Genomic DNA, 13,647 nt, shown 5'->3' with positions numbered 1-13,647 from the left:
GTGCCGCTGAGCCGCGGGCGCGGCGCGCCCGAGACGTAGCGCAGGTCGCCGCGCAGGTCGCTTTCGCCCACTGTGCCGGCGAAATCGCTGTAGTCCCACACCGCGTGCCCGGGCTCGAGGCTGCCGCGCAAGTGGCCCCGGGTGCGGAAGGGTGGCGTGTTCGGCAGCACCAGCCCCGTGAGTTCATACAGATCGGCCATGCTCGATGCTTGCAGCATCACCTGCAGGTCCATGCCCTTGAGCGCGCGTGGGTTGGCCAGCGTGCCCTCCACCGAAGTGGCCACGCTGCCGGCGCGCGCCTCGAACTGCAGCGGGTAGTTGACGATCCGGTCGCGCAGACTCAGCAGCGGCCCCGCCTTGCCGCTGCCCTCGATGCGCGCCTTGGCGAAGCGGCCTTCCACCTCGAAGTGCACGCCGTAGCGGCCGTCGGCCTGCGAAGGGGGCAGGGTGTGGATGCGTGCGGCCAGTTGCAGCTTGCGCAGCGGATCGACATACGCCAGGCGCCCCTGGCGGACGGCGAACTGGTCGACCGTGAATTGCCATGGCGCGCGCCCATCGTTGCGTGGTGTGCGGGGCGTGAAGGTCCAGTTGTTGCGACCGTCCATGTGCCGTTCCAGCGCCACGTCGGGTGCGCTCAGCACCACGGTGTCGAATGCCAGGTGGCGCGACAGCAGCGGCAGCAGGTGCAGGGTTGCGCTGGCGCTGGCCACCGTGGCCATGGGGGCGGTCTGGTCCGTCGGGGGCGAACTGCTGTCAGGGCCGGGGGGCCTGGAGGCCGGGCTGTTCTGCGGTGGGGCGGTGTTCTTTCGAGAGCCTTTGTCTCCCGCGTTGGGGGCCACGTTGTCGGACGTCTTGCCGGGCGCCGCGCCGGGCTCGTTCCCAGGTGCTGGGGGCGTGCCGAAACCGGGCGGGTTGCCCAAGGTGATGCGCTCGGCCTGCAGCGTGATGCCGGGTATCCAGCGCCGCCAGCCTTCTGCCAGTGGATCGGGCCAATGCCAGGTGGCGTTGAGGTTGCCCGCGATCTCGAAGCTGCGGCCTGCCGATTCGCTCACGCGCTCGCTGATCCAGGGCTTGGCGCGGTTCCAGTCGAACTCCACCAGGGCCACGCCAGCCATCACCACAAGCGCCACCAGCACGCCCCCCACCAGCAAGGCCAGGCGCATGCCGCGGCGGGGTGCTGCGTGGGGACCATAAGGGGTGGACGGTGGTGGATGGGGCATTGCGTTAAAGGATGCGCAGGGGAGCCAGGGCCGTGATGCAAGCGCACGCTGGTACGGCCCTGGCAGATTGCTGAGGGCCATGCTAGCCCGCACAGGCCCGTTTTCGCGCTGCGGGGCCACGATTGCCGCCCTTGTCCTACAGGCGGCTGGCGCGCGCTGTATCGCGTGATGCCGGGCATCCCGCACCGTGCGGTGGTGGGGGCCGCCATGCGCGTAAAGGCAGTGTGGGCGGAGTGGTGGGCGCCGCTGGCGCCATGTGGCGAGTGCACATAAAATCTGGCAAGAAACGCGCCATGCGCTTGTCCGTAGTGCGGGAGTAGCTCTTTATTTGATAGCAAAAACCAAACCGCAGCGCATTAAAATGGGCGCCCATGCACAACCCCCGCCACGCCCTTGTCCTGCCCATGCGCGATGGCGTAAGCCCCAGTTGCGTGGTGCTGCCGTCGCAGGGGCAGGGCAGCATGCTGGATTTTCTGGCCCAGCGCCTGCCCGCCGTGCCACGCGGCGAGTGGCTGCAGCGCATGGAAGCCGGCGATGTGGTGGACGAACGTGGCGAACCGGTCCTGCCGCAGCGGCGGTTTGAACCCGGCATTCGGCTGTACTACTACCGCCATCTGCAGGCCGAGCCGCACATCCCTTTTGAAGAGACGGTGCTGTACCAGGACGAGCACCTGCTGGTGGCCGACAAGCCGCATTTCATGCCCGTAACGCCCACCGGGCGCTACCTGCAACACACGCTGCTGGTGCGCCTCAAGCGCCGCCTGGGTTTGCCCGAGTTGTCGCCCCTGCACCGCATCGACCGCGACACTGCGGGGCTGGTGCTGTTCTCGGTACAGCGGCGCACGCGCGGCACCTACCAGGCGCTGTTTCGCGACCGCCAGATCTCCAAGCACTACGACGCCGTTGCGCCGTGGCATGCCGATGTGCCTTTTCCGCGAGAGCACATCAGCCGCATGGAAGAAAGCCCGCAGTTTTTCCGCATGCACGAAGTGGCGGGCGCACCCAACAGCCACACCCACATGGAAGTGCAAGCCGTGGCGGGGGGCTGGGCGCTATACCGCCTTTCGCCCATCACTGGCAAGCGCCACCAGTTGCGCGTGCACATGGCCGCACTGGGGCTGCCGCTGCGCAACGATCCGTTCTACCCCCTGGTCAACGATCCGCCCGAAGGCGATTTTTCGCGGCCGCTGCAGCTGCTGGCGCGGTCGCTGGCGTTTGTCGATCCGCTTACCGGCGCACCGCGCCGCTTCGAGAGCGCGCGCACCCTGCTGCCGCTCGAATGAGCAGCGCGAGCAAGCGCAAGGAGACTTCAAAGGGGATGCTGCGGCCCGGTGGTCAATGAAACCGGCTTGTGCTGCCCAGGGAGCGGGCGCTTGCAGCGATGAAAAGTGGAGCGGGTGATGGGAATCGAACCCACGTTATTTGCTTGGGAAGCAAGAGTCCTACCATTGAACGACACCCGCGAAGCTGGCAATTATAGGCATGCGGCAAGGGCGCCGGACCGCAGACCCAGGCCCGGGCCATGAAAATCCGCACGCGCTGCCGTTGGGGCCTGCGCAGCGCCATCGCTTGGCGGCGTGCAAAAAAACGCGCGCACCGCAGAGCGCACCCCACCATGGGGCAACGCAAGGGCCCGGTGTGCAAAGAGGCCGCTGCTGTTGCGCCACAGGGCCACTACGCCAGCAGGGGCCGCGCCCTCACGCGATCACCGTTGCGCGCCCTGGCAGATCACTTCTGGATGTCGCCCAGGCAGAGGTACTTGATTTCCACATAGTCGTCCATGCCGTAGTGCGAGCCTTCGCGGCCCAGGCCCGATTGCTTGACGCCGCCAAACGGCACATGCTCGGTGGCCAGGATGCCGACGTTGATGCCGACCATGCCGTATTCGAGCGCCTCGCCCACGCGGAAAATGCGGCCCACGTCGCGGCTGTAGAAGTAGCTGGCCAGGCCGAACTCGGTGGCGTTGGCCGCGTCGATGGCTTCCTGCTCGGTCTTGAACTTGAACACCGGCGCAAAGGGGCCGAAGGTTTCCTCGCGCGCGCACAGCATGTCGGCTGTGGCGCCCGCCACCACCGTGGGCTCGAAAAACTGGCCCGATCCCAGGCTGGCCAGGCGCTTGCCTCCGGCCACCACCTGGCCGCCCTTGGCCAGCGCGTCATCCACATGGCGCTGCACTTTTTCCAGCGCGGCTTCCTCGATCAGCGGGCCCTGGTTCACGCCGTCTTCAAAGCCATTGCCCACCTTGGCCGTCTTCACCTTGGCGGCGAACTTGGCCACGAACTGGTCGTAAACACCTTCCTGCACATAGAAGCGGTTGGTGCACACGCAGGTCTGGCCTGCATTGCGGTATTTGCTGGCAAAGGCGCCTTCCACGGCGCTGTCCACGTCGGCATCGTCGAATACGATGAAGGGGGCGTTGCCACCCAGCTCCAGCGACATTTTCTTCACGGTGGGGGCGGACTGCGCCATCAGGATACGGCCCACTTCGGTGCTGCCCGTGAAGCTGATGTGGCGCACCACATCGCTGGCGCACAGCACCTTGCCGATGGCAATCGAATTGGCGCTGTCGGCACTCAGGATGTTGAGCACGCCCGCCGGAATGCCCGCGCGAATGGCCAGCTCTGCGGCGGCCAGGGCCGTGAGGGGCGTCAGCTCGGCCGGCTTGATGACCACCGGGCAGCCCGCGGCCAACGCAGGCGCCACCTTGCGCGTGATCATGGCCAGCGGAAAGTTCCACGGCGTGATGGCGGCGCACACACCGATGGGTTGCTTGAGCACCAGCAGGCGGCGGTTGTTGTCGAACTGGGGCAGGGTCTCGCCGTTGACGCGCTTGGCCTCTTCGGCAAACCACTCCACAAAGCTGGCGCCGTACGCCACTTCGCCCTTGGCTTCTGGCAAGGGCTTGCCTTGCTCGGCGGTCATGATGCGGCCCAGATCGTCCTGGTTGGCCATCAGCAGGTCGTACCACTTGCGCAGAATGATGCTGCGTTCCTTGGCCGTCTTGGCCTTCCAGGCGGGCCAGGCGGCGTTGGCGGCAGCGATGGCGGCCTCGGCCTCTTGCGGCCCCAGATTGGCCACGTCGGCGAGCTTGGCTCCCGTGGCCGGATCGTGCACGGCAAAGCGGCTGCTGCCTGCCATCCATTGGCCGTTGACCAGGGCATCGGTCTTGAGCAGGCTGGGGTCTTTCAACTGGGCGAGGGGAGAGGTTTGGGTGTGCATGTTTGTCTCGTATTGGCGGCTGACAGACGGAGCGTAGCACCAGGCCCAACCCCACGCTGTACCGCAGGTTGCTCGTGCGGCGCCCCGGCACGGTGCGCGTCGGCACTTTCCGTTGGGCCGCCGAGCACGGGTTGTTCAGCAGATCTTCAGAGGGCATTTCCACAATGGCTTCCATGCCAACCCGGCATGCAACCAGGAGTCTGTCATGAAGACACGCACCCTTTACGCCGTCGCCGCTGCAGCACTGCTGCTCGGCAACTCCGCCTTTGCCGATAGCCCTTCCTGCAAGGTCGCACCCGGTGCCCCGCAGCTCACGCAGGAGCAGATGCTGCAGAAGCTTGTGGACGGGGGCTACACCATTGAACGCTTCGCCATCACCAAGGCAAGCTGCTACAAAATGCACGGCTGGGACAAGGACGGCAACCGCGTCGAGATCGTCCACCACCCCGTCGACGGTCGCATGGTGAAGCTCGAGATGACCCCCAGGCAGGGTTGACGCGGGCTGGCAGGGTGGGGCTGGGCCATGGGGGGTGCGTGAAACCCCCTAAAATCTCCCGTTCGCCTGCTTTCAGCAGCGCAAGCCTGCCGCAGCATCCCTGTTCGTGAAGAAGAGCCCATGACCCCCACATTCACCGTTGCCGACATCCGCAAGACCTTTCTGGACTTTTTTGCCTCCAAGGGCCACACCATCGTGGCATCGAGCCCGCTGGTGCCCGGCAACGACCCGACGCTGATGTTCACCAACTCGGGCATGGTGCAGTTCAAGGACGTATTCCTGGGCACCGACAAGCGCCCCTACAACCGGGCCGTGTCGGTGCAGGCCTGCCTGCGTGCGGGCGGCAAGCACAACGACCTGGAGAACGTGGGCTACACCGCGCGCCACCACACGTTCTTCGAGATGCTGGGCAACTGGTCTTTTGGCGACTACTTCAAGCGCGAATCGCTCAAGTGGGCGTGGGAGTTGCTGACCGAGGTGTACAAGCTGCCGGCCGATCGCCTGCTGGCCACCGTGTACCAGGAAGACGACGAGGCCTACGACATCTGGACCAAGGAAATCGGCCTGCCGCCCGAGCGTGTGATCCGCATCGGCGACAACAAGGGCGGCCGCTACAAGTCCGACAACTTCTGGATGATGGCCGACACCGGCCCCTGCGGCCCGTGCAGCGAAATCTTCTACGACCACGGCCCCGAGATTCCTGGCGGCCCTCCTGGCAGCCCCGATGAAGACGGCGACCGCTTCATCGAGATCTGGAACAACGTGTTCATGCAGTTCGACATGGCCGAAGACGGCTCGGTCACGCCACTGCCCGCGCCCTGCGTGGACACCGGCATGGGACTGGAGCGCCTGGCGGCCATCCTGCAGCATGTGCACAGCAACTACGAGATCGACCTGTTCGATGCGCTCATCAAGGCCGCCGGCCGCGAAACGGGCGTGACGGACCTCAACAACAAGAGCCTGCGCGTGATTGCCGACCACATCCGCGCCACCGCATTTTTGGTGAGCGACGGCGTGATCCCCAGCAACGAGGGCCGCGGCTACGTGCAGCGCCGCATCGTGCGCCGCGCCATTCGCCATGGCTACAAGCTCGGCAAGAAGACGCCGTTCTTCCACAAGCTGGTGGCCGACCTGGTGCGCCTGATGGGCGATGCCTACCCAGCCCTGCGCGAGCAGGAGCAGCGCATCACAGAGGTGCTCAAGGCCGAGGAAGAGCGCTTCTTTGAAACGCTGGCCAATGGCATGGAGATCCTTGATGCGGCTCTCGACGGTGGCGCCAAGGTGCTGCCCGGCGACGTTGCCTTCAAGCTGCACGACACCTATGGCTTCCCGCTCGACCTGACCAACGACGTGTGCCGCGAGCGCGACGTGGAAGTGGACGAGGCCGGCTTCAAGACGGCCATGGAAAAGCAAAAGGCCCAGGCCCGCGCCGCGGGCAAGTTCAAGATGGACAAGGCGCTGGAGTACACCGGTGCAGCCAACCAGTTCACCGGCTACGAGCATCTGGCAGAGACTGCAAAAATCGTAGCAATCTATGTAGACGGAACAAGCGCTGCAGCGCTAAAAACCGGTCAAAACGGCGTGGTGGTGCTCGACACCACCCCGTTCTATGCCGAAAGCGGCGGCCAGGTGGGCGATGAAGGTGTCATCACCAGCGGCTCGGCCCGCTTTGCCGTGGGCGACACGCTCAAGGTGAAGGCCGATGTGTTCGGCCACCACGGTACGCTTGAACACGGCACGTTGAACGTCGGCGACACGGTGCAGGCGCAGGTCAATACGGCGGTGCGTGCCGCCACCATGCGCAACCACTCCGTCACCCACCTCATGCACAAGGCCTTGCGCGAAGTGCTGGGCAGCCATGTGCAGCAGAAGGGCAGCCTGGTGAATGCCGACCGCACGCGCTTTGACTTCGCCCACAACGCCGCCGTGACCAATGCCGAGATCCGCGAGATCGAGCGCCGTGTGAACGAGGAAATCCTGGCCAACCAACCCACGCAGGCGCGCGTGATGGATATCGAGTCGGCCCAGAAGACCGGCGCCATGATGCTGTTCGGCGAGAAGTATGGCGAGACCGTTCGCGTGCTCGACATCGGCACCAGCCGCGAACTGTGCGGCGGAACCCATGTGCAGCGCACGGGCGACATCGGCCTTTTCAAGGTGGTGAGCGAGGGCGGGGTGGCCGCTGGCGTACGCCGCATCGAAGCCGTGACGGGCGCCAATGCGCTGGCTTATCTGCAGCAACTCGAGGATACCGTTCACCAGGCAGCGGGCACCCTGAAGGCGCCTGTGGCCGAGCTCAACGGCCGCATTGGCCAGGCGCTGGAACATGCGCGTGCGCTCGAGAAGGAAGTCGCGGCCCTGAAGGGCAAGCTGGCCTCCAGCCAGGGCGATGAGCTGGTGACCCAGGCCGTGGAGGTCAAGGGCCTCAAGGTACTGGCCGCCGCGCTGCCCGGCGCCGACGCCAAGACCCTGCGCGACACCATGGATAAGCTCAAGGACAAGCTCAAGACCGCCGCCATCGTGCTGGCCGCCGTCGATGGCGACAAGGTGCAGCTGGCTGCGGGTGTGACGTCCGACACCGTGGGCCGCATCAAGGCCGGCGAGCTGGTCAACTTTGTGGCGCAGCAGGTGGGCGGCAAGGGCGGCGGCAAGCCCGACATGGCCATGGCCGGTGGCACCGATGCCTCCAAGCTGCCCGCAGCACTGGCGTCGGTGACGGGCTGGGTCACGCAGCAGCTGGGTTGATACCCCAGTCCCACGGCGGCGCGGGCACTGTGGTGTGCCCGCCCGGCCGTCCAAAAAGGGAGTGACGGCAGGCCGGCTTTCGCCCTACATTCGAGCGCATGGACACCCTGCGCGACCCCACTGCCGAGCCAGCTCCCCCGGGCCATGCGGCGTTCCATGACCCCGCGACGGCCCTGCCCTGGTGGCGCCGCATCACGGTCCGGTTCGAGGTGCTGATCGCCTCGGTGGTGGTTGCAGCCATGGTGCTGCTCACGGGCCTGATGGCCTACCAGCTGGGCACCAGTGCCCGCCAGGCCATCATGGCTGCGTCGGACGACAGCGCGCACCGGATCAGCCAGGTGATCAGCGAGCGGGTGCACCGCATCGTGGACCCGGCAGACGCCACATTGCGCCTGCTGGCCTTCGATCCTGTTGCCTCGGCTTCGACACTGGCGGCCCGGCTGCGCCGCCTGCCGGTGCTCACGCGGCTGCTGCAGCAGAACACGTTGCTGTCGGCTGTCTATGTGGGCTATTCCGACGGGCAGTTTCTGCTGGTGCGACCACTGCACCATCCCGCATTGCGCACGAAGCTGGGTGCGCCGCCCGAGGCGGCTTATCTGGTGCAGTCGAGGGCGCGCGAGCGGGGAGCGGCCGGGCCTCTGGCGGGCCGCTGGAGCTTCTACGACGCCCAGTTGCGGCTGCTGTCGACCTCGATCCGGGCTGACTATCTCTACGATCCCCGCACCCGGCCCTGGTACACCGAGGCTGAGCAGACCGGCCGGCAGATCCTCACCAACCCCTACGTTTTCTTCACCACGCAGGAAGTCGGCGTGACCCTGAGCCAGCCCAGCGACGAGGGGCGGGCCGTGATGGGGCTGGACGTTGCGCTGACCGACCTGGGGCGCGAAGTGGGTGATCTGCGCCTGATGCCCCGCACCGAGATCGCGGTGGTCGATGAGAACCACCGGGTGCTGGCCTACCCCGACATGTCGCGCGTGCTGCAGAGCGACGGCGACCACACCAGCATGCGTTCTCTGGCGGAACTGGGCGTGCCCAGCCTGCGCGCCGTGCACGAACTCGATGTGCAGCCCCAGGAGTCGCGCCGCTTCTTTGCACAGGGCGAGGAATGGCTGGGCCAGGTGCAGCCGCTCGAGTCGATGCGCTGGCGCGGCCTGCACCTGCTGATGGCCATCCCCACCGCCGAGTTGCTGGCCGACCTGAACCGCGACCTGCGGCGCCAGGTGTGGATGTCGTTCGGGTTCATCGTGCTCCTGCTGCCGCTGGGCTGGATGGCGGGGCGGCGCGTGGGGCGCAGCCTGACGGGGCTGGCGGTCCAGGCGCGGGCTCTGGCACGCTTTGATTTCCAGCGGCCGCAGCGCCGCGTCTCGCCCGTGCGCGAGGTGCGCGCCCTGGGTCAGGTGATGGACCGCATGTCCGACACGGTGCAGGCTTTCCTGCACATCACCCGCCACATCAGCGCTGAGTCACGCCTGGAACTGATGTTGTCGAACGTGCTGTACGAGCTGGTGCAGGTGACCAGCTGCACCGGCGGTGCGGTGTACCTGGTCAATGCGGGGCGTACGGGGCTGGACCGCACGGCCCGCCATTGCGAAGATCCCGATGCCCTGTGGCGTTTTCCCGACCACTTGGCCATGGCCCATTTCATCCACAACACCGATCGCCAGGCCGGGGACGAAGAAGCGCTGCCGGAAGAACCGCCCCAGCGCGTGCTGCGCGTGCAACTGCGCACGCGCGACGGCCAGCCCCTGGGACTGCTGGTGCTGCGGTATGCGCACGACCGGCGCCAGGATGACGGCAACTTCCGCGCTTTCGTGGAGAGGCTTTCGGGCACCTTGTCGGTGGCCATCGAGACGCGCAGCCTCATCGAGGGGCAGCGCAAGTTGCTCGATGGCGTCATCCGCCTGCTGGCCGATGCCATCGACGCCAAGAGCCCCTACACCGGTGGCCACTGCGAACGCGTGCCGCAGTTGGCCGAGGCCTTGATGCAGCGCATCTGCGAGGCCCGCGAGGGGCCTTTCGCCCAGGTGAGCATGACCGAATCCGAGCGCTACGAGTTTCGCCTGGGGGCCTGGCTGCACGATTGCGGCAAGGTGACCAGCCCCGAGCACATCATTGACAAGGCCACCAAGCTCAAGGCGCTGTACAACCGCATCCACGAGGTGCGCATGCGCTTCGAGGTGCTGTGGCGGGACGCCGAGATCGATTACTGGCAGCAGCATGTGGCTGGGGTGGACCCCGCCCGCCTGCAGCGCGGGCTGCTGCTGCGGCGCGAGCAGCTGCAGGAGGAGTTTGCGTTCGTCGCGCGCTGCAACGTGGGGGGCGAGTTCATGGCCGACGCCGACGTGCAGCGCCTGCAAGCCATCGGCCGCACGGTGTGGCAGCGCCATTTCGACGACCGCCTGGGCCTGTCGCAGGCGGAAAGCGCGCGGCTGGCCGATGTGCCGCCACGCACCTTGCCTGCACATGAGTTCCTGCTGGCCGACAAGCCCGAGCACATCGTTCCATGGGGCGCGCGCCGCCCACCTGTGGAGGCTGGCAACCCGGCCAACAAATGGGGCTTCGACATGGTGCTGCCGGCCCAGCAGGCCCACCTGGGCGAGCTGCACAACCTGTCGTTACGGCGCGGAACCCTCACGGCCGAAGACCGTTTCAGGATCAACGACCACATCGTGCAGACCATCATCATGCTCAGCGGTCTTCCGTTTCCCGCCGAGCTGGCGCGGGTGCCTTCCATCGCCGGATCACACCACGAAAAGCTCGATGGCACCGGCTACCCGCGGCGCCTCAAGGCCGATGCGCTCACGCTGGCTGACCGTGTGATGACCCTGGCCGATGTGTTCGAGGCCCTCACGGCGGCCGACCGGCCGTACAAGCCGGCCAAGACCATCTCCGAGTCGCTGGCCATCATGGCCGGCATGGTGCGCGAGCAGCACATCGACGCGCAGGTGTTCCGCTTCTTCCTTGAAAGCGGTGTGTGGCGCGACTATGCAGAACGCTTTCTGCGGCCGGCACAGCGCGATACGGTGGATCTGGAGGCGCTCGCGCAAATGGCGACGCCGCACCCGCCGCAGCCCCTCAAAGCGGAAGAGACCCACGTCGCAGGCGCCTGAGCACAGGAGCACAGAGTCCGGCCTGCAGGGGCCGTGGCACCGTGTGGCCCGTGGGCCACGCACTGCAGGCGGCCAGCGGCGCGGGCGGGGTGCCGCGCCCCTAGAACAGCTCGACGTCGTCGTTGGCCACCTTGGCGGTCAGGTGACCGCTGGCGATGAGGTCGTCGTAGAAACAGACCTGGTTGCGGCCGTTTTCCTTGGCGTGGTAAAGGGCCTGGTCGGCCTGGCCCAGGATTTCCACCGGTGAGCCCTTGGAGGTGCTCACGAAGCCCACGCTCACCGTGACCTGGCCCACCTGGGGAAAGGGGTACTCCTGTACCGCCAGGCGAAAGCGGTTGAAGACCTTGTGGGCCGTGGACAGGTCGGTCGAGCGCAGCAGCACCACGAATTCCTCGCCGCCGAAGCGGAAGATGCGATCGTGGCTGCGAAAGGAGTTGCGCAGGATGTTGGCGACCAGTATCAGCACCTCGTCGCCATACAGGTGGCCGAAGCGGTCGTTGACCTGCTTGAAATGGTCGATGTCCACCACGGCCAGCCACTGCTCGATGGGCTCGCAGCATGCGGCCCCATCGTCACCCGCCGCGCCGCCCTGGGCGCGCAGGGCTACCGCGGGGGCGGTGTGCCGCGAGAACTGCTCGTCAAACGTCTTGCGGTTGAACAGCCCCGTGAGCGCATCGCGTTCGCTGTAGTCGAGCAGACTTTGGTAGTTCTGGTAGACGAGAGAGATGCCCTGGATCACGTCCAGCTTGTGCGCTGAGAAGGGGCGCGACTGGGTGATCTCGAGGCAGGTCGTGACCTTGTCGTGCATCCACACCGGCAGCCACAGCGTGTAGCGCCCCTTGCTCGTGCTGGCCGTGGCCCGGATGTCGTGGTTGTCCACGCATTTGCACAGGGCGGGGTAGTTGTGCAGCGGCTCGCGGTGCGGGTCGCTGGCGGCGTCGGAGTCGGTGGGCACCAGCGCTCCATCCTGCAGCCAGGTGCGCGGGCGCACATGGGGCTTGCCGTTGTCCGAAAACAGTTCGAGCGCCCGGACCTCGGTGATGTTGCTGAGCTTCTGCAGGGTCGACAGTACGGACACTTCAAGGCGCAGATGGTCTCGGTGGCCGGTCATCTCGACCAGGTTTTGCAGGATGGGCTTCATGGAGGGGCGGTGGCGCGGTGGAGTCGCGGGAGCCGGTTCAGTGCTGCCGCACGAAAACAACGTCCCATACACCATGTCCCAGCCGCAGGCCGCGGTTCTCGAACTTGGTCAGGGGGCGGTAGGCGGGCTGGGGCGCGAAGCCCTCCGCCGTGTTGGCCAGCAGCGGTTCGGCGCTGAGCACCGCGAGCATCTGCTCGGCATAGGGCTGCCAGTCGGTGGCGCAATGCAGGTAGCCGCCGGGTTTCAGGCGCGCGGCCAGCTTGGCCACCAGGGGCGCCTGGATCAGCCGGCGCTTGTTGTGCTTCTTCTTGTGCCAGGGATCGGGGAAGAAGATGTGGATGCCGTCCAGGCTGCCGGGCGGCAGCATGTGGTCGATCACCTCGACGGCATCGTGCTGCAGGATGCGGATGTTGGCCAGGCCTTGCTCGCCGATGCGCTTGAGCAGGGCGCCCACGCCGGGCTCATGCACTTCGCAGCACAGGAAGTTGTCACCCGGACGGACGCTGGCGATGTGGGCCGTGGCCTCGCCCATGCCAAAGCCGATTTCCAGCACCAGGGGGGCGGCGCGGCCGAAGACGGCGTTCGCATCGATCGGGGTGGGCGCGTAGGGCAGCACAAAGCGGGGCCCCAGATCTTCAAAGGCCTTGGCTTGGCCGGTGGTGGTGCGTCCGGCACGGCGCACGAAGCTCTTGATGGTTTTGGGGTAGGCCACGCCAGCGGGCGGTGCGCCTTCGGATGCGGGGACGGCAGCGGTCTCGGGCTGCGCGGTAGCGGGGGAAATGGTCGGTTCGGTCACGGTGGGCCATTGTAGGTTCGCGCCCAGGCATTGACCCACATCTCCAGGGCGGACGGTAGTGAATTGTGGTGCGGATGGTCGCACGCAGGCAGGCCCAGCGCGCGCGCGGCATCGTTGAGGGCTTGCAGCGGCTCGCGCAGGTCCAGCGGCGCGGCGCCATTCTGCTTGGACAGCTTTTCGCCGTTGGCGCCCCGCACCAACGGCGTGTGCAGATAGCGGGGCGTGGCCGCGCCCAGCGCCTGCTGCAGCAGGATCTGGCGCGGGGTGTTGTCGGCCAGGTCTTCGCCTCGCACGACGTGGGTGATCTGCTGGGCCGCATCGTCCACCACCACGGCGAGCTGGTAGGCCCACAGGCCGTCGGCGCGGCGCAGCACGAAGTCACCTACCGCGCTGGCGACGTCCTGCTCCTGGGGGCCCAGCCGGCGGTCCATCCATCGCACGGTGCCATTTGCTATTGAAAATGGAGCATCTTGCGCAGAATGGGCGAGCGCTACAGGCTGTTTTTGGCAGAAGCCGGTGGTATTGAAGCGCCACGAGCGGGCGGGCCGTCCGTGCAGGCCCTGGCGGCAGGTGCCGGGGTAGGGCAGCGCGGCGTGGCGTTCACGGGCATGGCCTTGCGCGGCGTGGGCTTCTTCGATGTCCTTGCGTGAGCAGGCGCAGGGGTAGGCGTCACCGCGTGCGATGAGCCCGTCGAGCGCCTGCTGGTACAGCGCGCCACGGCTGGACTGCCACAGCGGTGGCGCGTCGGGAACCAGGCCGCATGCGGCGAGTTGCCGCAGGATGGTTTCGTCCGCGCCGGCAATGCAGCGTGGCGTGTCGACATCTTCGATGCGGACCAGCCAGAGCCCGCCGCGTCCGCCGTTCCAGGCCCTCGCGTCCAGCCAGCTGGCCAGCGCCGCCACCAGTGAGCCTGCGTGCAG

At 66.8% G+C, this 13,647-nt stretch carries 9 protein-coding genes and 1 tRNA gene; 4 read left to right on the top strand and 6 right to left on the bottom strand.

The window, feature by feature from the left end; all coding sequences use genetic code 11:
• Positions 1–1,163: AsmA family protein (locus ACDELDRAFT_RS12985; protein ID WP_005797440.1), on the bottom strand; the 1,163-nt coding region annotated here is incomplete at its 3' end.
• Between the two features lie 428 nt (positions 1,164–1,591).
• Between ACDELDRAFT_RS12985 and ACDELDRAFT_RS12980 the strand changes: the two genes are divergently transcribed.
• Entirely contained in the window at positions 1,592–2,503 is a 912-nt protein-coding gene (locus ACDELDRAFT_RS12980) for a pseudouridine synthase (protein WP_005797438.1), read from the top strand.
• 106 nt (positions 2,504–2,609) lie between these two features.
• On the opposite strand, the gene ACDELDRAFT_RS12975 is transcribed toward ACDELDRAFT_RS12980, so the two are convergent.
• Both ACDELDRAFT_RS12975 and ACDELDRAFT_RS12970 read right to left on the bottom strand, forming a co-directional pair.
• A tRNA-Gly gene (locus ACDELDRAFT_RS12975) sits at positions 2,610–2,683 on the bottom strand.
• A 265-nt stretch (positions 2,684–2,948) separates the two neighbouring features.
• Positions 2,949–4,439, bottom strand: coding sequence for an NAD-dependent succinate-semialdehyde dehydrogenase (locus tag ACDELDRAFT_RS12970; protein ID WP_005797436.1), 1,491 nt, complete (start codon positions 4,437–4,439; stop codon positions 2,949–2,951).
• Positions 4,440–4,644: 205 nt separating this feature from the next.
• Between ACDELDRAFT_RS12970 and ACDELDRAFT_RS12965 the strand changes: the two genes are divergently transcribed.
• The 3 genes from ACDELDRAFT_RS12965 to ACDELDRAFT_RS12955 all read left to right on the top strand — a co-directional run bounded on the left by ACDELDRAFT_RS12965 (position 4,645) and on the right by ACDELDRAFT_RS12955 (position 10,790).
• Positions 4,645–4,935 (top strand): PepSY domain-containing protein, encoded by a 291-nt coding sequence (locus ACDELDRAFT_RS12965; protein WP_005797434.1) that lies wholly within the window; start codon positions 4,645–4,647, stop codon positions 4,933–4,935.
• A 120-nt stretch (positions 4,936–5,055) separates the two neighbouring features.
• Positions 5,056–7,680: an alanine--tRNA ligase gene (alaS, locus tag ACDELDRAFT_RS12960; RefSeq protein WP_005797432.1), complete on the top strand. Its 2,625-nt coding sequence runs from the start codon at positions 5,056–5,058 to the stop codon at positions 7,678–7,680.
• Positions 7,681–7,778: 98 nt separating this feature from the next.
• Positions 7,779–10,790, top strand: coding sequence for an HD domain-containing phosphohydrolase (locus ACDELDRAFT_RS12955; RefSeq protein ID WP_005797431.1), 3,012 nt, complete (start codon positions 7,779–7,781; stop codon positions 10,788–10,790).
• A gap of 100 nt (positions 10,791–10,890) precedes the next feature.
• Here ACDELDRAFT_RS12955 and ACDELDRAFT_RS12950 read toward each other — a convergent pair whose 3' ends face one another.
• From ACDELDRAFT_RS12950 to gluQRS, 3 genes are all read right to left on the bottom strand, one after another.
• Positions 10,891–11,931, bottom strand: coding sequence for a GGDEF domain-containing protein (locus ACDELDRAFT_RS12950; protein ID WP_005797429.1), 1,041 nt, complete (start codon positions 11,929–11,931; stop codon positions 10,891–10,893).
• A 37-nt stretch (positions 11,932–11,968) separates the two neighbouring features.
• Complete coding sequence (gene trmB / locus ACDELDRAFT_RS12945; RefSeq protein WP_005797428.1) at positions 11,969–12,727, bottom strand: tRNA (guanosine(46)-N7)-methyltransferase TrmB; 759 nt, start codon at positions 12,725–12,727, stop codon at positions 11,969–11,971.
• The coding region (gene gluQRS, locus ACDELDRAFT_RS12940; RefSeq protein WP_050784173.1) for a tRNA glutamyl-Q(34) synthetase GluQRS at positions 12,724–13,647 on the bottom strand (924 nt) is incomplete at its 5' end. The genes trmB and gluQRS, both read right to left, overlap by 4 nt.

The organism is Acidovorax delafieldii 2AN (assembly GCF_000175235.1).
GTDB lineage: Bacteria > Pseudomonadota > Gammaproteobacteria > Burkholderiales > Burkholderiaceae_C > Acidovorax > Acidovorax delafieldii_B.
The sequence above is the reverse complement of the archived record's forward strand: the minus strand, read 5'-3'. Positions and strand labels throughout refer to the sequence as shown.